This window comes from Novosphingobium sp. SG919 (assembly GCF_012932495.1).
In the GTDB taxonomy this organism is placed as follows: Bacteria; Pseudomonadota; Alphaproteobacteria; order Sphingomonadales; family Sphingomonadaceae; genus Novosphingobium; species Novosphingobium rhizosphaerae.
The window spans coordinates 411266-429024 of record NZ_JABCNG010000005.1 but is presented as its reverse complement, the minus strand read 5'-3'; the positions used below and the strand labels follow the sequence as shown (position 1 = coordinate 429024).

The window sequence follows — 17759 nt, the reverse complement described above, 5'->3', positions numbered from 1 at the left end:
ACGATCAGCCGCCGCGCGCTCACAGGATGCGCTCCATCCGCACGAGGCTCGCGATCGGCAGCAGACCGAAATAGCGACTGTCGAACCCGCGCGGGTGGGTCGAGCCGACATAGGCCATGCCGTCGGGAATGATCCCGCTCCACGTCATATGGGCGAGCTTCAGCCCATTATGGGCTTGAGGCAGGCTCACGCCGAGCAGCTTTCCGTTACAGTAATAGTGGCCGTCCCAGCTGTTCGAGACGAGCGGCGAGGGGGTCTCGAACATGGTCAGCCGGTCGCCGGGCAGGCACAGCGCATGCTTGGTGACGGAGACCGGCTTTGGCCCGGCGATCGGGTGATGCAAGGTGAACATCACATAGTCGCCGCGGGCAATCGGTCCCGGGCTCTTGCGCACGGCGAAGGCCTCGATCGACGGGGACATGACCAGCGTCACCTGCGGCATCACCAGCGCCGCGAGCAGCGCCAGTGGCACCACCACCAGCATGGCGCGCCACAGGCGGTCCGGCCGAGCAGGCTGATCCGCCCCGGGCGCGCCGAGCGCCACCGCTGCCTTGCGCGGCAGACCGCGCAGACGCGGCCAGAGACCGGCAATCCACCTAACGAGCAACCAGAAGAGCCTGAGCATGACTGACCTCCTCTTTCCCGCCGAGGCGGGCATATTCTTCGAGCATTCCGGAAAGCGCGCTGTCGCCGAACACGACATGGGCGGCGCGGGGGCTGTCGTCGTCGCGCTCGCAATAGGCCTGGGTGGGATCGCCCGGGATCATCGCGAGCGCGGGAACCTGGGCGATACCGTGCTGGCGGAAGACGATCGGATCGACGATCAGCTGGACGTCGCGCATCACGCAGTTCGGGCCCTCGCAACCTGGATCGAGCCGGAGGATTTGCGCGGTCAGCTTCGCCATGGGCCCCATCCTCTTGAGACCGCCCGGCACGCCGCGAAAGGCCATGACCCCGTGCGCCCGCTCGAGCTGGGCCGCATAGCTGCGCAGCGTCGAGATCGGCATGGACGAGGAAACGAAGAGCACCGGCACCCAGCCTTTTCCCGCAACGGCCGGCGCGGCCTTGGCAAGCGCCTGTTCCTCGGCGGGTTCGAGCCCGAGAGCCTGGCGGAGCGCTTTGGCCTGTCGCTCGCGCTCGGCGGCAAGGCTGGCCTCGCCCTTGGCCTGTGCGGCACGGGCCCGTGCCTCCATCTCCGGCATCGACGTCCGGCCCCTCAAGGCTTCGAAGGCGCGCCGACGATCGGCGGGGTTGTCGGTGCGCGGCAGTCGCGGATCCGGCGCGCGTCCAGCGGCGTCCTTGCCGCTCTTTACCGCGCGTCCGAGCCGGTCCATGACCGTCTGGCCCTGATCGGCGGTGGATTGCCGGGCGTTGCCGGAAGGGGCATCACGCGTGGCATCCTGTGCAAGCGCGGCGGTTGCCGCACCCACAGCCAAGATGAGCGCCGCGTTACGGATTGATGGCATTGAGATACGCATTGACGCGCTCCCCCATGTCTATCTGGATGTCGGATTGGGCGCGGGCCTCGATGTCGGCGTAATATTCCGAGAGATCGATCTTGCTGAAGTCGAGCGCCTGGAACTCTTCCGGCGTGAACCCCCGGCACATCGGTTTCTTGGCCGTGCCCCAGAGATTGCCATTGAAGGCCTTGAGCTGCGGTCGGCCCTGTTCCTGGATGATCCGGCCGAGCTTCGTGTTGAAGCAGCAGTTGCCGCGGGCCTTCTGCAGGCAAATGCCGAGGAAGCTCGAGGTGCAGTAGCTGCCGATCTCATGGCACATGCCCGACGAGCGGAGCATGGCGGCTTCCATGTCCTGCTGGTCGCAGCCGGCGAACAGGAACTCCATCATGAAATTGATGGCGAGGCTGACCGCGATCGAGGTCGGATCGAGCCCCACGATCAGCGCGTGGGCGCCGGCACTCGCCGCCTCGCTTGCCGTGGCGCCCGCCTTGAACGCGACATAGGCCGCCTTCATTCCGGTGAATACGCCCTTGGCGACCGCAATCTTGGTGCCGATCGAGCCGATAGACGAGCCCATGCCGTCCTTGACGATTTTGCCCTTATCCTTGCAGCAATTGGAAAAGGTGGTCGAAAGCCCGGGAGGCCGGCAGCGCATGCCACGCCCTGAGAAGATCTCGATCTGCCCGAGGCAGTTGCCGTCAGCGTCGATGCCGCCATTGGGCTCGGTACCCGGATCATCCATCGGCGGCTCTTCGACGATCGGGTTGGTCGCAAGGTCGGCGCACTGATTGGGCGAGCAGGCGGGTGGGCCGCCGGTGCTCTTCACGACGCACGCATACTGGGCGCCGACCGGGCAGCTATATTGCCCAACAGCATCCGCCACGCAGTCGACCTGCTGGATCGGGCAGAGCCAGGCGCCGCTGGTCGTCGAGAGGCAGCTTGCCTGCTCGCCTTCGTCGGCCGCATCGCCATTGTTGTTGAGATCGGCCGCGCAGATTTGCTGCGCGCTGGCGATGCTCGGGCAGGCGACTGTCAGCCCCATGCCGAGCACCAGTCCAAGCGCGGTGCGGCGAAGACCCAGGCGCCGGTGCCACTTTGTGGTGAAGCCGATCATTGCACACTCCCCGTGCAGACCATGTCTGCACCGGCGAGCCGGACCGTCTGCATCATCACGACAGCTTCGGGAAAATCATCAAGGCAGCCGCAGGCCGAGACGACCTCTTCGCCCGGGCCTGCCGGGCATTGGTTGTTGGCGGTGCAGGCGTGGAAGAAGGTGTCGTAACCGGTGGGCACGTTCTGCTTGGCGCCGACCACGCCATCGGGTGCGGCGTCGCTGTTCGCCTTGGGCGCCCGCGTCTTGCACACCGGTTCGCACGCCGGCACCGAGCCGCGATCGGGCAGGCTGAAGGGGCGCGTGGTGCTCGCAAAGCTGCCGTCGCTCTGTCGCGACCGGTCGGCCAGCATCGTCTCGGTCGAGTGATCGATGATGTAGGTGCCGCGGCTCGTGTCGGGCCTGGCGACATCATCGACCGAGCAGCGATAGGTGCGATCCTTCAGGAAGAAGTCGCGGGTGAGGTCGGTAGGGCAGGCGGGGCCGCCGAGAATGCGCGTCTGCGGCAGGGGCCTAAGACCGGTGGCGACGCCATTGATCCAGGTCTGCACGCCGTCGACCATCTCGGTGTCGAGCTTGCATTGCGGATCGGATGCGATCGAACCGCATCCGTCGACCAACTGCTCCAGCGTCTTGCAGCTATTGTCGACGTCGACATGAACCTGCGCAAAGCCTTCGCCGCCTTCCGCAACCGCGACGCGAAGCCAGACCTCGTGATCCCCTGCGGTGAGCCAGGGCTTCAGATCGAGATTGGGAAAGGCATAGAAGGTCTTCTTGAGTTCGCATTTCGAGGGCGGCAGACCCATCGACGTCCAGGGCGAGGGCCCCGATCCGACCAACTGCCCATCGATGCGGACCTGTCCCCAGTCATCGGCAAAGAATTCGGTGAGGCGCGCGTCAACGATCCGATCGGGATCGGTAACATGCAACGTCATCCGGAAATCGATGAGCGTGCAGCTCCCGCCGGCCAGGCTGTTGTCCGCGGGCGAGCCCATCAGAAAATCGAACGAGGATCCGTTCTGAATCGTCGAATAGCCGCCCGAGGTCCGGCTGATGATATCTTCGGCTGCAGGCTTGAGCACCGTCACCCGCCGCTCGATCGTGCAGTGCCGGTATTGGAGCGATGTGCCCGTTCCGATCGCGGACCCTTTGAGCGCCTGGAACACGCCACTGCCCGTCGAGGCCGCGTAGGCGTCGGAGGCGATGGTCGCGGGATTGGAGCGATAGGCGGTCTGGGGCAGGCTGGGATTGGATGAGCAGGCGGTCGACTGCGCGCCGACATAGCGGATCGCGGGGCCATCGATCACCGCTTCCGCTACGCCGTAACGCGGATCGGCGGTCGTCAGCGCGCCGATCATGCCGCCGCCCAGATCGCGCAGGACCGAGGGCATATTACCCCAGGCGAGATTGGCGCCGCAGCTGTTGTTGATGCAGTAGCATCCCGCGAGCTTGGGCATGTCCACCGCCGTCAGCTTTAGAGCCTTCGCGGCATCGACATCCCAGCGGTAGAAGCTGCAGCCATTCCAGCTGCCGGGCTGGCAGGACACCACGCCATTGGCGCAGATCCCCGACACCGGAACCGGGAGCTTGGAGGTGCTGTCGACCGTCCCGTCGAGATCGGTATCGCGGGCGATGGTGACCGTGCCGAGATCACCCGTGCCGGAAGGCTGGACCAGCACCTCGAGCATCGTCGCCGTCTTCTGGCACGCGATATTCGGCGCAAAGGTTCGGCTGTTGTCGACGGTTGAGATCGACTGGCCCGCGAGCCCCGGCGTCACATAATTCTGCTGGAGCGCATCGCTGTCGCTTGTCTTGGCGCGAGAGGCGTCTGCCGCTGCCCGCGCTCGGTCCTCCATCGTCTGGGCCGAGGCGGACGATGCCAAAGGAAGGGCCAGCGCGACCGCTACGACAGAACAGGCGGAGAGGATACGCCGGTCCCGTCGCGGGGGCATTGCGGCCGCGCTGGCCGGGGGTGGAGCGACGCTGCCAGGGGGGCTTGGCAGCGCCGCTCCGGTCCCGCGCAGCAGCCCTCGACCGTAGGGGCCTTGGCGGACAGACCTCCGGAATGGACGGCCGTCTTGCGCGGGAACAGGGGGAAGTGCGTCTGTCATGGCACCGGTATCCCGGCGCAGCAGATCACCTTCTCGAAGAGCATGAACTGGGCATTGTCCTTGCCCGGGGCATGTTTGGCCGAGGACCAGAGCGAGCCTGGCCTCCCGATATTGACGCACTTGCCGCCCTTCACGGGCTCCATGATCTGGAGCTTGTAGCGCGACTTGGTCCAGACGGGCTGGGGGACGAAAGAGCAGCCATCGGCCGAGCTGATGGTGAGCGCGCCCAGGCGACCCATCATGAAGACACCGCGTGCGGCAAGCCCCGCCCAGGCCTCGACACTGTCGTCGAAATGGATGTCGCCGGCGATCGGATATGTCGCGCCCCAGCTCCCCATGCACCAGAAAAGCGGGTCGATGACCTTGCCGGCGGCCGCCGCCGCGCTGTCGCCCATGCAGGCGAGGCCAGCGGCGGGGTTGCCGAACAATATGCCTTCGGGTTGGATGATCGCGCCCAGCGTACCCGACTGCCAGGTTGGCAGCACCTCGGTCATCATGGCGACATCGAAGCCGTCATTTTCGAGGCATGGCAGGTCCGTGAACATGTCGAGCATCGCCCAGACCGGCGAGATGTAATAGTGCATCTGCGCGAACATCTTGCGCGTATTGGTGCCGTCCGAGATCGACGACTGGCTGCCCTGCAGCTTGCCGCCGGTCGGCATGAGATCGGCGCCGAGCGCCATCATGCACCCCGGTTCGGTCACGACATCGACCATGCGGTTCGGCGACCAGTAGGACACCTTGACCCCGAACCAGAACTGGATGCCCTTGCGGCAGGCGCAAAGCGGCTTGGACGCGGATTGCGCGTCGAGCGCCTTGTCGAGCTTGTCGAAGCTCCCCACCCGGATGCCGCCGATCGTGATCGGGAAGATGCAGGTCCAGCGCACCTTGGTGATGGGGTTGAAGACGGTGCCCGCCTCGCACTTGGAGGCGTGTGCCTGGCTTGGAAGGGCAAGCGTCATCACAAGACCGATCAGCAGTCCGACGACGAAGACAGGGAGGCGGCCGATCATCGCGCGGCTCCTTTCGATGCGGTGGTGATCGCCCGGCTCCTGGGCCCATATTCGGTCAGCACGAGGCGCGTGCCCGACTGCTCGACGATGACCGGCGCCACCGTCAGCCCGAGCCGCTGCTTGACCCGCTCCTCGAGGATGTAGATCGGCCGCCCGGTCTTTTCGGACAGGTCGATCGCATCGCCATTCTGACTGCCCAGCGCCGAGAGCAGGATGAAGTCGCTGGACCGTGCGTTGCGGAGCGCCCAGCCGAGATCGCGCGGATGCACGACGACGAGGCGCTGCGGCAGCTTCACATAGGTCAGCGGATTGAAGGTGAAGCCCTTGGGGTAGAGTGTCTTCCCGTCGGGTAGCGTGATGTCGAAGTCGAGCGTGTAGAAGGGGACGACGCTGCGGACACGGTCCGCGCTGGCGATCCCGAGCGGTGCGGCCTTGAGTGCGCTCCAGGTGTTTCGCGGGCCGAACGCCTTGCTCATGTCGCTGGGCATCGTCGCAACCTTGGCCTCGATCTCCGCCAACGCGTCCGGCTCGGCGATCGGCCAGGTCCGGCCGATTGTGCTGCGAGAGGCGATCGAGCCGGTCGGAGCGGCGAGCGCTATCGTGCCAGCCGCTGCCAAGGCACTGCCACCGGCCAGAATGGCGAGGATGGCCACGATGGGGCCGCGGCGAATCCCGCCGACAAGATCACCGCCCATGACGCTGCCTCCAATGCGCTTCAGGCGGCTCGGGAATGCCGATCAGGGCGGCGAGGAAGGCCGCGGCAGCCAGGGGCGTGAGGATCCAGATCAGCAGGCCATTCTCGGAGCCGAGCGAGGGCGACATCAGCAGGAGCCCGCTCTGGACGAGCAGCAGCAGGAAGCCGCTTACCGTGAGCCGGATCGCCGAGGGCGACGGGGTTGACGAGGTTAGCCCGTTCATCGCCGCCTCCACCGCCGCAGGCGGCTCATCAGCTTCGCGGTGCCGGCCGAAAGGCTGAGCAGCAGAAGACCGGTCGCAAGGCAGGAGCCAGCGACCAGCAGAGAGGCGCGCAGCACCATCATCGTGGGCTGCTTGAGCAGGAGCCCTGCGACGAGCACCAGCATGCCCATCATCACGGTTTCGATCATCACCAGTCGGAAGCGCCACTGGAAGGACTCCGCCTCGAAGCGCTCGGCGAGCCGTTGCTCGACGGTCACTTCGATCGCTTCATTGTCGGACCAATTGAGCGGCAGCTGATCGGGGTGAGGGGTGAAGCGCGCCATGCGATTACGCTCCCACCAGGCCGGGCGCAGCGGGCGCACCCAGGATCTCGGATGGGTCGACGCCGGCGAGGCGGCAGATCGCTTCGAGCGGCGAGAGGCCCTGGCGCATGAGTGCCTCGAAAGCCGCTACCTCATCGGGGGCCGACGTGTTGATCCAGTAGGAGAAGGGATCGACGACCAGCCGCGCGATGCCGAGGCCCAGCGGCGAGTCGATGAACACCTCGCTATAGTTGGGCTTTGAATTGCGGACCGACTTCAGCAGGTCGAGGACAAACCCCGAATAATCGAGGATCTTGTTGTCGACGGCGCGGTCATAGGTCGAGCCCTGCAGCAGGAAGCGGGTCGCGGCATTTTCGAGAATGACCTGGCCGGTACCGCCGAACAGCATGAGGTCGTTCATCGACTGCAGCACGATGCCGAATGAGCCGCGATATTTGCGGGCGCGCCGGTAGCCCTGGCCGAATGCCTCGGCGAGACGCGAGAGGTCCTGCCCGTCGGTCCTGGTCATGAACTGCGCGGCTTCGTCGCAGAGCACGAAGCGGGGCTTGTCGCGCGCCGAGAGATAGAGCTCCTGCGTGACCGCATTCACGACCACCATGACGATGACGTTGAACAGGTCCGGCATCGCTTTCAGACGCTCGAGCTCGAGCACCACAAATTCGTCGTGACGGATGTCGAGCGTCGAGGGGCCGTTGAAGTAATGGCCATAAGCGCCGCCGGAGGCGAAATCGCGCAGGTTGAAGGCGAGCTCGCGGGAAACGGGGATGAGATGGTCCACGCTGTCGAGTGCGGTCTCGACCTGGGAGGGGTAGGTGCCGAGCCATTCCCGCACGGCGTCGATCCCGTGATCGGCGCGGCCCGTGTCGATCGTCCACTGGACCGCCGACTTGAGCAGGTTCCACTCCGAGGTGGTGACGCCCTTGCGGGTCGAGGCGTTCGCCATCTCCGCGACGATCGCGACCGCCATGGTAATGGCCGACTGCTTGTCGTCGCCGTCGAGCGCGAGGCCCATGTCGAACGGATTGAGGACGAGATGCTCCTCGCCGATGTCGATGTAACGGCCAGAGCAGAGCGTGCAGAGCTTCCGGTAGCTGCCGCCGATATCGATGATGCGGATCAGCGAGCCTTGCGCATAATATTGCTGGCACAGGTTGTTGAGCAGGAAGCTCTTGCCAGCGCCGCTCTCGGCCGAGACGATGAAATTGTAATTGTTGATTCGCGGATCGAACACGTCGAGCGTGACGAGCTGGCCCTTGCGTCCGGTGTAGAGCAGCGCCGGCCGTCCGCCGCCGCGAAAGTCGGTCTGGATCGGCGCCATCAGCACCGCCGCTTTCACCGGCATGCGAAAGTCGCGCTCGAGCAGGCGCAGCGTCGTGCGATCGGGATAGAGCCCGAAGGGCAGGCTCATCACCAGAAGCGTGGGGTTGAGATAGCTTTCCTCCTGCATCGAGAAGGGCAGGGGTTCGCCCTCCCAAAGCCGCTTGGCGCGCGCGGCCAGGTCGCGGGCGTGCGCCCGGTCTCGCCCGAACACCCAGATGGTCGGGATGACGCGGACGAACTTGCTGTTACCCGCCTCGTCGAGGATCCAGCCGATCTCCTCGATCTGCTTGCCGACCTCGACCGCGAAACTGCCCGCGGCCTTTTGCGCTGACAGGATCTGTGCGCGCTTGTGGATCTCGAACTGCGAATGATCGAAGAGGATGTTGAGCGTGTAGAGGAACGGCCCGCCAATCTGATCGCTGTCCTCGGACGCGCCGCGCATGCCGCCCATGAAGCGATTGGCCCGCTCGGCCGTGATCCGGCGCGCCGGTGCCTTTGGCGTCAGGCAGCGCGCGACCTGGTTGCCGAGGAAGACCTCGGCGCCCTCGAACACGAGATCGGGGCCGGCATCGATGATCTGCTTTGCGATTGGCGGCGCGCCGACGGTGGTGCCGTCGGCAAATACGCCGGGTGCGGAATCCGCTACGCCGTTGAAGATGCGGCGGTAGAAGGCGACCATTTCCTCCGAGGGCAGGCGGCGGATGCCGAGTTTCGACAATTGCTCCTCGACCTGCCGGCGCAGATCCTCTCCCAGCGGCCGCCGCGTCTTGATCGACAGCAGCGTCCGGAAGTTGCGGACCGGGATGCCGTGCAGAGCCTTGAGGCCATGACGCCCCTTGCTCAGATAGGCGTGGGTATGGCGCGCCGAAGCCTGGATCAGCGGATCGTCGCGGGTCTTGAGATCGAGGAAGGCGTCGAGCGCGCCATCGATCAGCGGGTCCGCGAAGGTGTGAAGCTGAAGGACCGTCCCGTCGGGGAAATGGATGTTGAGCAGACCCTGCAGCGCACCCTGGACATGGGCGAACATATAGGCGGTCGGCACCAGCTCCCAGGCGTGACCCCAGGTGTCGTCGATGCACAGGAACGCTTCGCTATCCTCGTCCCAGGCAACGAGCGGGAGATGATCCGAGAAGCTGTCGCGCCGGACCGCGCTGCGCAACCGCGCATAGCTGAGCGCCCTCATGGCTGCGGCTCCGGTGTGGGCGGGACGATCGCCGGGGACGCGGGAACGGTCGCACTCTCCGGTGTCGACGCCGGCTCACCGTCAGAGGTTACCGGATCGCGTACCTGGCCAAGGATGGGTGCCTGCGACGCGCGGTCGGGCGCGGCGACGAACGCACCGCCCACAACCCAGACCGGCTTGTCGATCACCGAATAGACGTAGCGCGGCATGTAGAGGCGGTCGGGCCGCTGCCGATCGGCATAGGGCAGGATCAGCGTGCGCACCGTCCGTGCCGGCTTCAGCATCGGGGTGACGGGTGCCTCGATCAGGCCCTTGAGCTCCTGGTAGACGCTATCGCGATAACTGCCATAGGCGGTGCTCGCGCCATTGCTGCCCGGTTTACCCTTAGCCACGGCCTTCCCCTGGTCCTGACCGCGCAGCATCGCACGATCGTTGGTGACCCTGGGGTCGGACTTCGACGCGACACCGGCGACCGCGTCCCCATATGCCCGGTCCGGATGGATGCACTGTCCGTGATCGCTGTTCTTGCAGTCGAACTTCTCGGAATAGGGCGACATCATCGAACCGACCGTGGCGCATCCGCTCAGTGCGGCGAGCAGGCCCAGCGACAGGAACGTGCGATTGAAAAGCTGACGGGATGCCGGCTGCATGGCGGGACCTCCTTTGGGGTGGGGCGCGGGGAGCATCAGAATTTGCTCCCGACCGACGGCTTGATCTCGAGGGCGAGGCCCTCCTGGATGACGACCACGACATCCTTGGCGGCGCCGACTTCGACGACCGGACCAGCCTGACGGGCAAGATCGAGGTAGAAGTCCGTGAGCTTGTCCGACGACTTGGAGAGGCCGCCCGCGACGCCGGACTTGACGGCATCGCCTGCATCGAGGCTGCGGACGCTGCCCAGCGCCGAGGTCGAGAGGCTGCCGAACGATCCTTCGACGGTCTGCGAGATGCCGGCGATCGTGCCGGCGATGAACGAGCGGGCGAGCGTCGCTCCGGCACGGGTTACGACCTTGCCCGACAGGCCCTTCTTGCCATCGGCATCGACGAAGAATCCCTTGATCGCCTGATCGACGACGGCATGGCTCTCGAAGTCCACGCAGGAAATCGACACCAGCTGGATCTCGACCCGCTCCTTCGCCAGACTCCCTGTGGCGTTGCCGATGACGAAGCAGCCGGCGAGGTTGGCCTTGACCTCGTTGGGAAGCACGGCGGGCGCCTGGACCCTGGCGATGATCGGCTCGGGGTTACTGGTCGCGTCCCGGCTCGCCAGCGCGTCGATGCCGGTCAGCAGCCGTGCCTTCATGAAACCAGGTGGCAAATAGATCGTCCGCTTCCCTTTTTTTGACGAGGGCGAGCTGCCGGCACCTCCTTCCGGGGCCTGGGCGGCTGTGGCCGCGCCAATCGCGCCGACCTGACGCTGCGTGGGTGGGGCCGGGGGTGCCGGCGGTGCGGACGGAGCAACGGGCGGCGCCGGGATCTCATCGGCCGCGCTCCTCGCTTCGGGCGGGGCAGGCGGATACTTGGGCGCGTCGCCAGGAATCGCGGGCGGTAGATCACCACCGTCGCCGGACGTGGTCGGGTGGGCGCCGGTCCCCGGAACGACCTTGCCTTCCTCGATGGCGGTGACCCGGTCGCCGAGCAGGGTCTGCCCGTCGAGGATCTTCTGTAGGTCGCCGCGCAGCTTTACTTCGAGGCTGTCGCCGCGAAGTCCCGCACCCATGTCCAGATTGCTGGCCTGAGGCGCCTTGGGCGCTTCCTTCTTGCCGCTCGAACTTGCGGTGTAGAGAGCAAGGCCGAGGAGCGCGATTGTCGAGACCACGCCCAGCTGCTTGGCGCGCAGCTTCTGGTCCGAGGTCAGCTTCGACCACTGCGCCCTCAGATCGAGCAAAGCGGGGCGAGCTGCCGCGTCGATCGTGGCATCGTCCGCGTCGGCACGAGGCGCAGCGGACGGTGCGACCTGCGGGCTGTCCTCTGGTGTGATCATGACTGAACGCTCCGACGGACGACGATCAGCCGGGCGGTCTCGTTGGGCCCTACCGTCAGGCGATCGATCGTGATGGCAAAGATGTCGGCTCCGAGCGCGCTATCGAGAAAGTTGCGCTCATCGAGCGTGACGGCGGCGCTGGCGCGGACGAGATATTCGCTGACCGAAAGGCCGGCGCCCTCGACTTCAAGACGGCGTCGCTCGGTCAGCGTCGCCGTCGGGAGGTCCGCGAGGATCACGCGATCACGCGACGGCGCCACTTCGGAGAAGGAGGCGGGCACGCGGTCCTGCAGGATCGCAAGGGCGATGCCCACGGCCCGCTCTTCCTCGACCAGCGGCCCGAGCAGGGCATCGTTGGCCCGGGCGCGCTGGACGCTGCCGGGAGCCAGCGTGACCGTTTGTGCCGGAATGTCGGCGGGCTCGGCGTAGAGCGGGTAGATTGCGCCATTGCACAAGACGAAGAATTCCGAAGGCGCCGTCACATAGGTGCGCGTCTTGCCGGCTCCTCCCGGGACATTGGGATCCTCGGTTTCCAGCACGAGGAACTTGATCCAGGCGTCCGAGCCGCCGCGTTCGACGGCGAGACCCTTCTCGGCCGAGAATTTGACGTCCTCGATGTCGCCACCGACGCAGACGATATGATTGACGTCGCGATTGGACAGCCGGATCCGGCTCGTCTGGTCGGGCAGCGCCGTGATCGCCTGGGCGAGGGCGGGCGTGGCGGCGAGGACGGACGCAATGAGCGTCCCGGCGAGGCAGGCAAGCCTCGCGCGATTACCGGATATCGGCACTGAAGTTCTCCTCCTGGAGGGCGGTCAGCCAGAAGCGGCCGTTCTCGAGGGCGTAGCGGATGCGCAGATTGCCCCGGAATTTGCGGATCACCCCGCCGATCACGCGCACCTTCTCGACGGGGACGAGGATCTCGCTCCCCGTCCAGGTAACGGGCTGGTCGCCGCGGATGTAAGTTGCGATCGAGAGCGTGGGGTTGTTGCCGAGCTCATCGAGCAGACGGTTCAGGCTGTCGCGCAGGCCGTTATAGGCGCTGGGATGCGCGATGCGCAGCAGTTCCTGGAATTGCCGATCGGCCGAGTAGGCGGAATAGGTGCTGGCAAGGCCAACGATGTTGAAGGCGATCGCGCGCAGGTAGGTCTCGGACGGCTTGTTGCCCGTCACATAGAGGTCGCCGTCCGCGCCGAACGGCACGACCACGGTGCGCGTGTTCTGGTGCGAGGTGTAGATGACGGTCCCGAGCACGGCCGTGATGCCAAAGAGGCCGGCGATCGCCACCTTGAGCAGCCGGTTCTCCTCGAAGAGATTGGCTGATCCCTGCAGATAGCGGTGCAGGTGCCAGCTCGGCCGCGTATCGCCGATCATGTCGGCCTGGGGCTTGCGCCTGAAGGGATTTGCCATCGCGCTTACTCGAAGAAGCGGGTCTGGGTCGGACCCGGATAATGGCGGAAGCGGGCGAGGCCCCAGCGCCAGGCCAGATGCGGGATGAACCCGCGCGGCTTGGTCCGCTTCCAGGGGATGAAAAGGAGAAGGGCGCCAATGAGCAGCCAGCCGATGATCCCGCCCACGATGACCGCGACGAAGATCGTGGACATCACCACGATGAACTCCTGGCTGTCGAACCAGAGGATCTGGGTCGGCTTATGCAGGAACTGCGGCAGACGCTCGTCCACGCCCTTCTCCCTTGCTTCACCACGCCGCGGGGCGTGGGGTCCGAAAGGCGCCAATCGCCTTCCGTCTCGTAAGGGCGGCCGACCAGGCCGGCGCGCCCGGTCCCGATCTCAGATCACCATGCCGAAGGTCTGGAGGATCGAATCCGCCTTGATGAGGCAGACCGCCGCCACGATCGTCGGGATGCCGATCATGATGTTCGAGAAGAGCCGCGAGACGCCGAACAGGAAGGCAGCAACGCCGCCCACGAAGCCGAGCGGTCCCTTGACGCCCTGGTTCACGACGATGTCGTAGATGTCGTAACCAAGGTCGCCGGCGGCCGGCGCCTGGAAGGCGTAGGCGACACTCGTGCCGGCGATCGCGGCCAGGAGGAAAAGGACCGCCGCGTCGATCGTGCGGAACGTCCTTCCTCGAAGCAGAGTCAACATAGTCAGTCTCCTTGCAGTCGGAGCCGTCCGGATCATGCTTGCCGGTACCGATCGGTGGTCGAGTCCGGCCGACGGCTGCGCTGGACGGCCCCTGGAGGCGCGCTCCCGCCGGCATTCCGGTCCCGGGCGGCGTGGCGCGCGCGCGCAGGGTCCGCCAAAATCGCTTCGGGTAGCCCCTCAGGGGCTGGGCCGTGGCTTGTGGGCCTGGGTGTCGAGGAAGGCTTGGAGTTCGGCCTGCTGGAAGCCGGACACCAGCTTTCCATCGACGAACAGCGTCGGCGTGCCCGACACCCCCATCTTGCGGACCGTATCCGCGTCGTCGGCAACCTTCTCCGCGCCGGCCCGGCACTTGAGAAGGGCCGTGGGCTGCGCTCCGGCATAGATGGCCTTGAACGTCGCCTGTGGGTCAGGAGAGCACAGGATATGCTCGGCCTTCGCGGCCGCCTGCGGGTGAATGCCACTGACGAAATAGACGAGACGTTGGACAGGCTTCCCTTCGGCTTCCTTCGCTAGCCAGAAGCGCTCGAGCGCCTGGCAATAGGGGCAGTCGGGATCGGTGAACTCGATCACCTTCGGCGCGCCGGCCGGTCCGATCATCAGCGCCCTAGCGGGATCGATGGCACCAATGCGCTTCCTTGCGCTCGCGTCCTGGGCAAGTGCCGTCAGATTGACGCCGTTCTTGTCGTAGATCGCCGCGAAGAGGAGATGCTGGCTTTCGGGCGCGTAATAGATGACTCGTCCGCCGGCGATTGCCTGATATATTGGGCCCTTGATAGGCGCCGGACCGAAGTCCTCGAACGTCAGGTTCGTGAAGGTCTGGTGCAACTGGCGCTGGGCCTCCTCCGCTGCGGCAGTGAGCGGCTCCGTGCCGCTGTCCTGAGCGAAGGCCGGCGCTGTTGCGCAGAGCAGCGCTGCTGCAATCAGCTTAGCGCTGCGTGACATGGGTGGACTCCGATTGAGCGAGGGAGGTGTGCGCGAAAAGACGGCTGTCGAGGGTGAGCGAATTGCCGATCTTGATTGCGGTGGAAGTGACGGGCGCCACGGGGCGGGCAACCTTCTGCCGGATCGAAAAGCCGAGGTCGTCCTGGACGATGGCAAGCTCGCCGTGGCGAGCGCAGGGATAGCCTTCAGCGTCTGGACGATAGGTCTGAGCGCTGGCCGGCGTCGCACCCACGCAGAGCACCAGCGCTCCGGCAAGCATCGGCAACGAGCATGGAAAGTCCATGGCACATGTCTCCTCGTGGCGCCGCGCGGCGCTCGGGTTCGGGGTTTGGATGCGCCGGGCAGAAGGCCTGGACTTGAAATCCTGGGAGGCCGCCGATCCGGTACGCCTCGAGGCATGGCGATCGGGGATGACCGCCGCAATAGGGAGGGCACTGAAGTGCCGAATCGGTGAAACAAAGCTTCTAGAGGACGGAAGTGACCAAATGATCCCCGCAAGCGTTCAAAAGAACAGGTTTGAGCAAAAGCGGCACTATAATGCCGCTTTTGCCTCGGTTGGTCGTGTAAAAGCACCCGCTCGGCCAACCGGGCGGCTCAAACGCCAGTAGTTCTGGCAGGAGAAGGAGCGATGGCCCGAGCTCGACGCAGCTTCAAGCTCCGGCTTTCGCCGGCAGGTCTCGACGTTCTTATCGACTCGCACTGTCACTTGATTCGCGTCACCCGTTCACTGATAGCGTGGGGCACGACCTTACATGTAGCAGTCGAATACCTTAGCACATTGCCGACCAGCGAAATCATCGAGCAGATGCAAGTTCACGAGCTGGATTGTCTGGGCGGCGCCGAGGAGCACCATGTGGGGGCGTCCAACCGGCTATGGGATATTGCGACCAGCATTACCGAACGGGTGCAGGAGATATCGCAAGACGGGCGGCAGCCGCATCTCGGCACCATTTATCTGCTGGCGCTGATCCAGGTGCCGAAAGCGGGAAAATCAGACCTGATGAGCGCATTTGACCGCGCTTTGCAGTCGGGAGCACGAACACCGGCTGCCGGCGAGGTTCATGATCTTGCTGGGTAAATTGCGACAACTTGGCTGAGGTTGTGTCTTGACGATGGTGGTAAGTACACCATAACATTCGACTTACGGAATTGCCTTGGCGGGCGGTATCTCCCGTAAGGAGACGCGGACATGTCGCAATGTTTAGCGACTTCCGTTGCCGAAAGCCCAATCCTGTACGTCAAAGTGCAGTCGGGACGACAAATTGAAGAGGCACGGAAGAAAAGGCGCCTGACGCAACGCGATCTGGCGCGCGAGCTTGGTATGGGCGTTCGCTGGCTTCGCGAAATCGAAGGCGGCAATCCCCGCTCGCGCCTCGATGACCATCTCGCCTGCGCCTATCGCCTGGGTCTTTCGACGGGGCACATCCTGATCCCCCTTCTGTTCGCCGGCCAGAAGATGTGCTTTCCGCGCCAACTGGCGATGGGCGATCTCAGCGATCTTGAGCGGATGTGCATCGAGCTCATCGCTCAGCGCAACCTCGACCATCTAACCCAGGCTCTGACCCCCGCATGGCAAACCACGGCTGTTGCAGAGGCTGCAGGTCTATGATGTCCGCGATGGATCCCCCGCTCCACGAACGCGTGTACGAAGGCCTCAAGGAGGATTATCTCGCCGGCCATTTCGTGCCAGGGAGGCGTATCGATATTCAAGAGCTTGCAACCCGTCATCGCTCGAGCAAGACACCGGTGCGCGAGGCGGCGTTCATCATGGTCGGCGAGGGGCTTCTCACCCATCACGGTGACGGTGGATTTCTCGTGCCCGTCCTCAGGCCCGATCAGGTTATTCTGCTCTTAGATTTGCATAAGCGGCTTCTAATCGCGTTGTTGACGACAGTGAAAGAGTCGGTTGTTCGCCAAGCGTTGCAGCCGTTCGTCCCCCTTGGCATAGGGACATCGGCACTGGACATCGCGCGTCGAACAACAGAAATATTCTCATCGATAGCTGCAACAGCGGGGAATGACGTCGCTTCTTCCCACGTGCGCAGGTTAAATGAGCGTCTCCACTATAGTCGGATCTTGGATGCTGCAGGCCGGCTGAGCGCGGCCAGAGAGTTGGCTCTATTTTTGAATATGGAGGTCGAGAGCCTACATAAAGCAACGCGGCGACGGGTTGAGGCGTACCACGCGAGGAAAATCGATCATCAACGTCGGATCATGCAAGGCGAAAACCCGGCGCTATAAGGCCGGATTCTCAATAGCTTACTCAGTACTTCGGCGACGGAAGGCGCGCTCAACGGCGGGCCGTAAAATACTGCGCCAAGTTGTCGCGATATATCTCCACCACCATCCTATTCGGCCAAGCTAGATTTGTCCCGCCGCGACTTCTCGCGGTTGATGAACTGGAGAACTGTCATGGAGCGTGATCACGATCGCATTGTCGACAAGCTGGTCGACCTTGGCTCGGTGCTTGCCGAGACGAAGGGTGGCGCGAACAGCGGCGACGACACCTTCCTTCAGCGCCAGCCCAATGGGATCGGTCTGGAAGACGATTGAGTCGATGGCGCGCGCCGCGAGCGGCGCGCGCCATCACCAAAGGGGCGGACCCATGCGTTACCGACTGAAAGAAGGGCTCTATTATTGCATCGTAGGACAGGAAGTGATCTTTCTCGACCTACCTGAGAACCGATACTTCGCGCTGCCCTCGCGCGGTACGGCCACCTTCAGAAGACTTGTGGCCCAGAATGGCGAGGCTTTCGTCGGGGCTGAGGCAGCTTTGGCTTCACTTATCAACGCCGGGTATTTGTTAGAGGCGCTCGACAATAATCATAGGTTTGGCGCCGAAGATTTCGAGCCTCCGATGCGCGACTCCGGTGGCCGCAATCGCGCCCCCTTTAAGTTGTGGCCGCTTCTGGTCGCCGTTTCTTCCGAAGTGGTTTCCTTACTGAGGCTAAGGATTTTTCCGCTCCATTCGGTGCTCGCGCGAGCATCGATACGGAAGCGGAACAAGCAAAATGATGGTTACGGGACGGACCTTGAGCTCGATCGCTGGGTGGCGGCGTTTGGTCGTTCAGCGCTGATCCTAGGCCGAACAAACCGATGCTTAATCCGGTCTCTGGCAATGTTCTCGGTCCTCCGTGCACGCGGATTCCTCGCGGATTTGTATATTGGAGTTAGATCAGAACCTTTCTCCGCACATGCGTGGGTACAGTATAAGGGCACCGTACTGAACGACTCTTGCGGTCAGATCGATAACTACTCACCGATTCTGGTGGTGCGGTGAGCCTAG

The 17759-nt window shown here is 64.5% G+C and carries 22 protein-coding genes; 5 read left to right on the top strand and 17 right to left on the bottom strand.

Going from position 1 to position 17759, the window contains the following annotated elements:
* Positions 1-19: 19 nt before the first annotated feature.
* The 17 genes from FHT19_RS19815 to FHT19_RS19735 all read right to left on the bottom strand — a co-directional run bounded on the left by FHT19_RS19815 (position 20) and on the right by FHT19_RS19735 (position 14756).
* Complete coding sequence (locus FHT19_RS19815) at positions 20-625, bottom strand: S26 family signal peptidase (protein WP_169476476.1); 606 nt, start codon at positions 623-625, stop codon at positions 20-22.
* A complete protein-coding gene (locus FHT19_RS19810) occupies positions 597-1478 on the bottom strand; it encodes a type-F conjugative transfer system pilin assembly protein TrbC (RefSeq protein ID WP_169476475.1) in 882 nt (293 codons plus the stop codon). Before FHT19_RS19810 ends, FHT19_RS19815 begins: the two co-directional genes overlap by 29 nt.
* Entirely contained in the window at positions 1450-2502 is a 1053-nt protein-coding gene (traN, locus tag FHT19_RS19805; RefSeq protein WP_248290574.1) for a conjugal transfer protein TraN, read from the bottom strand. The genes FHT19_RS19810 and traN overlap by 29 nt, the downstream gene beginning before the upstream one ends.
* 68 nt (positions 2503-2570) lie before the next feature.
* Positions 2571-4427 (bottom strand): hypothetical protein, encoded by a 1857-nt coding sequence (locus FHT19_RS19800; protein ID WP_169476541.1) that lies wholly within the window; start codon positions 4425-4427, stop codon positions 2571-2573.
* Between the two features lie 251 nt (positions 4428-4678).
* The gene (locus FHT19_RS19795) at positions 4679-5695 is read right to left on the bottom strand and encodes a TraU family protein (protein ID WP_169476473.1); all 1017 of its coding nucleotides are present in this window, start codon (positions 5693-5695) and stop codon (positions 4679-4681) included.
* A complete protein-coding gene (locus FHT19_RS19790) occupies positions 5692-6390 on the bottom strand; it encodes a conjugal transfer protein TraW (protein ID WP_169476472.1) in 699 nt (232 codons plus the stop codon). Before FHT19_RS19790 ends, FHT19_RS19795 begins: the two co-directional genes overlap by 4 nt.
* The gene (locus FHT19_RS19785) at positions 6380-6613 is read right to left on the bottom strand and encodes a hypothetical protein (protein ID WP_017500144.1); all 234 of its coding nucleotides are present in this window, start codon (positions 6611-6613) and stop codon (positions 6380-6382) included. Before FHT19_RS19785 ends, FHT19_RS19790 begins: the two co-directional genes overlap by 11 nt.
* Positions 6610-6936 (bottom strand): hypothetical protein, encoded by a 327-nt coding sequence (locus FHT19_RS19780; protein WP_169476471.1) that lies wholly within the window; start codon positions 6934-6936, stop codon positions 6610-6612. Before FHT19_RS19780 ends, FHT19_RS19785 begins: the two co-directional genes overlap by 4 nt.
* A gap of 4 nt (positions 6937-6940) precedes the next feature.
* Positions 6941-9439 (bottom strand): TraC family protein, encoded by a 2499-nt coding sequence (locus tag FHT19_RS19775; RefSeq protein ID WP_169476470.1) that lies wholly within the window; start codon positions 9437-9439, stop codon positions 6941-6943.
* A complete protein-coding gene (locus FHT19_RS19770; RefSeq protein ID WP_169476469.1) occupies positions 9436-10089 on the bottom strand; it encodes a TraV family lipoprotein in 654 nt (217 codons plus the stop codon). The genes FHT19_RS19775 and FHT19_RS19770 overlap by 4 nt, the downstream gene beginning before the upstream one ends.
* 35 nt (positions 10090-10124) lie before the next feature.
* Positions 10125-11423 (bottom strand): TraB/VirB10 family protein, encoded by a 1299-nt coding sequence (locus tag FHT19_RS19765; RefSeq protein ID WP_169476468.1) that lies wholly within the window; start codon positions 11421-11423, stop codon positions 10125-10127.
* Positions 11420-12163 carry a type-F conjugative transfer system secretin TraK gene (locus tag FHT19_RS19760; RefSeq protein WP_169476540.1) on the bottom strand — a complete coding sequence of 248 codons (744 nt, stop codon included), beginning with the start codon at positions 12161-12163 and terminating at the stop codon, positions 11420-11422. Before FHT19_RS19760 ends, FHT19_RS19765 begins: the two co-directional genes overlap by 4 nt.
* Positions 12164-12197: 34 nt before the next feature.
* On the bottom strand, positions 12198-12797 hold the full coding sequence (locus tag FHT19_RS19755; protein WP_211184960.1) for a TraE/TraK family type IV conjugative transfer system protein: 600 nt from the start codon (positions 12795-12797) through the stop codon (positions 12198-12200).
* Between the two features lie 41 nt (positions 12798-12838).
* On the bottom strand, positions 12839-13105 hold the full coding sequence (locus tag FHT19_RS19750) for a type IV conjugative transfer system protein TraL (protein WP_017500137.1): 267 nt from the start codon (positions 13103-13105) through the stop codon (positions 12839-12841).
* A 108-nt stretch (positions 13106-13213) separates the two neighbouring features.
* A complete protein-coding gene (locus tag FHT19_RS19745; protein ID WP_017500136.1) occupies positions 13214-13531 on the bottom strand; it encodes a hypothetical protein in 318 nt (105 codons plus the stop codon).
* Between the two features lie 177 nt (positions 13532-13708).
* The gene (locus FHT19_RS19740; RefSeq protein WP_169476466.1) at positions 13709-14473 is read right to left on the bottom strand and encodes a DsbC family protein; all 765 of its coding nucleotides are present in this window, start codon (positions 14471-14473) and stop codon (positions 13709-13711) included.
* A complete protein-coding gene (locus FHT19_RS19735; protein ID WP_169476465.1) occupies positions 14457-14756 on the bottom strand; it encodes a hypothetical protein in 300 nt (99 codons plus the stop codon). The genes FHT19_RS19740 and FHT19_RS19735 overlap by 17 nt, the downstream gene beginning before the upstream one ends.
* A gap of 345 nt (positions 14757-15101) precedes the next feature.
* Between FHT19_RS19735 and FHT19_RS19730 the strand changes: the two genes are divergently transcribed.
* From FHT19_RS19730 to FHT19_RS19710, 5 genes are all read left to right on the top strand, one after another.
* A complete protein-coding gene (locus tag FHT19_RS19730) occupies positions 15102-15551 on the top strand; it encodes a hypothetical protein (RefSeq protein WP_169476464.1) in 450 nt (149 codons plus the stop codon).
* A gap of 111 nt (positions 15552-15662) precedes the next feature.
* A complete protein-coding gene (locus FHT19_RS19725; RefSeq protein ID WP_211184962.1) occupies positions 15663-16082 on the top strand; it encodes a helix-turn-helix domain-containing protein in 420 nt (139 codons plus the stop codon).
* On the top strand, positions 16079-16714 hold the full coding sequence (locus tag FHT19_RS19720; RefSeq protein ID WP_169476463.1) for a GntR family transcriptional regulator: 636 nt from the start codon (positions 16079-16081) through the stop codon (positions 16712-16714). Before FHT19_RS19725 ends, FHT19_RS19720 begins: the two co-directional genes overlap by 4 nt.
* 153 nt (positions 16715-16867) lie before the next feature.
* On the top strand, positions 16868-17026 hold the full coding sequence (locus FHT19_RS19715; RefSeq protein WP_169476462.1) for a benenodin family lasso peptide: 159 nt from the start codon (positions 16868-16870) through the stop codon (positions 17024-17026).
* Positions 17027-17078: 52 nt separating this feature from the next.
* On the top strand, positions 17079-17753 hold the full coding sequence (locus tag FHT19_RS19710) for a lasso peptide biosynthesis B2 protein (protein ID WP_169476461.1): 675 nt from the start codon (positions 17079-17081) through the stop codon (positions 17751-17753).
* Positions 17754-17759: the final 6 nt, after the last annotated feature.

Bases quoted from the DNA above. Each gene is read 5' to 3' on its own strand.
- FHT19_RS19795 (WP_169476473.1), bottom strand. From the start codon at position 5,695: ATGATCGGCCGCCTCCCTGTCTTCGTCGTCGGACTGCTGATCGGTCTT.
- FHT19_RS19765 (WP_169476468.1), bottom strand. From the start codon at position 11,423: ATGATCACACCAGAGGACAGCCCGCAGGTCGCACCGTCCGCTGCGCCT.
- FHT19_RS19800 (WP_169476541.1), bottom strand. From the start codon at position 4,427: ATGGAGGACCGAGCGCGGGCAGCGGCAGACGCCTCTCGCGCCAAGACA.
- FHT19_RS19725 (WP_211184962.1), top strand. From the start codon at position 15,663: ATGTCGCAATGTTTAGCGACTTCCGTTGCCGAAAGCCCAATCCTGTAC.
- FHT19_RS19810 (WP_169476475.1), bottom strand. From the start codon at position 1,478: ATGCGTATCTCAATGCCATCAATCCGTAACGCGGCGCTCATCTTGGCT.
- FHT19_RS19770 (WP_169476469.1), bottom strand. From the start codon at position 10,089: ATGCAGCCGGCATCCCGTCAGCTTTTCAATCGCACGTTCCTGTCGCTG.
- FHT19_RS19710 (WP_169476461.1), top strand. From the start codon at position 17,079: ATGCGTTACCGACTGAAAGAAGGGCTCTATTATTGCATCGTAGGACAG.
- FHT19_RS19790 (WP_169476472.1), bottom strand. From the start codon at position 6,390: ATGGGCGGTGATCTTGTCGGCGGGATTCGCCGCGGCCCCATCGTGGCC.
- FHT19_RS19715 (WP_169476462.1), top strand. From the start codon at position 16,868: ATGAACTGGAGAACTGTCATGGAGCGTGATCACGATCGCATTGTCGAC.
- FHT19_RS19735 (WP_169476465.1), bottom strand. From the start codon at position 14,756: ATGGACTTTCCATGCTCGTTGCCGATGCTTGCCGGAGCGCTGGTGCTC.
- FHT19_RS19815 (WP_169476476.1), bottom strand. From the start codon at position 625: ATGCTCAGGCTCTTCTGGTTGCTCGTTAGGTGGATTGCCGGTCTCTGG.
- FHT19_RS19720 (WP_169476463.1), top strand. From the start codon at position 16,079: ATGATGTCCGCGATGGATCCCCCGCTCCACGAACGCGTGTACGAAGGC.
- FHT19_RS19745 (WP_017500136.1), bottom strand. From the start codon at position 13,531: ATGTTGACTCTGCTTCGAGGAAGGACGTTCCGCACGATCGACGCGGCG.
- FHT19_RS19730 (WP_169476464.1), top strand. From the start codon at position 15,102: ATGGCCCGAGCTCGACGCAGCTTCAAGCTCCGGCTTTCGCCGGCAGGT.
- traN (WP_248290574.1), bottom strand. From the start codon at position 2,502: ATGGGGCTGACAGTCGCCTGCCCGAGCATCGCCAGCGCGCAGCAAATC.
- FHT19_RS19755 (WP_211184960.1), bottom strand. From the start codon at position 12,797: ATGATCGGCGATACGCGGCCGAGCTGGCACCTGCACCGCTATCTGCAG.
- FHT19_RS19775 (WP_169476470.1), bottom strand. From the start codon at position 9,439: ATGAGGGCGCTCAGCTATGCGCGGTTGCGCAGCGCGGTCCGGCGCGAC.
- FHT19_RS19740 (WP_169476466.1), bottom strand. From the start codon at position 14,473: ATGTCACGCAGCGCTAAGCTGATTGCAGCAGCGCTGCTCTGCGCAACA.
- FHT19_RS19785 (WP_017500144.1), bottom strand. From the start codon at position 6,613: ATGAACGGGCTAACCTCGTCAACCCCGTCGCCCTCGGCGATCCGGCTC.
- FHT19_RS19780 (WP_169476471.1), bottom strand. From the start codon at position 6,936: ATGGCGCGCTTCACCCCTCACCCCGATCAGCTGCCGCTCAATTGGTCC.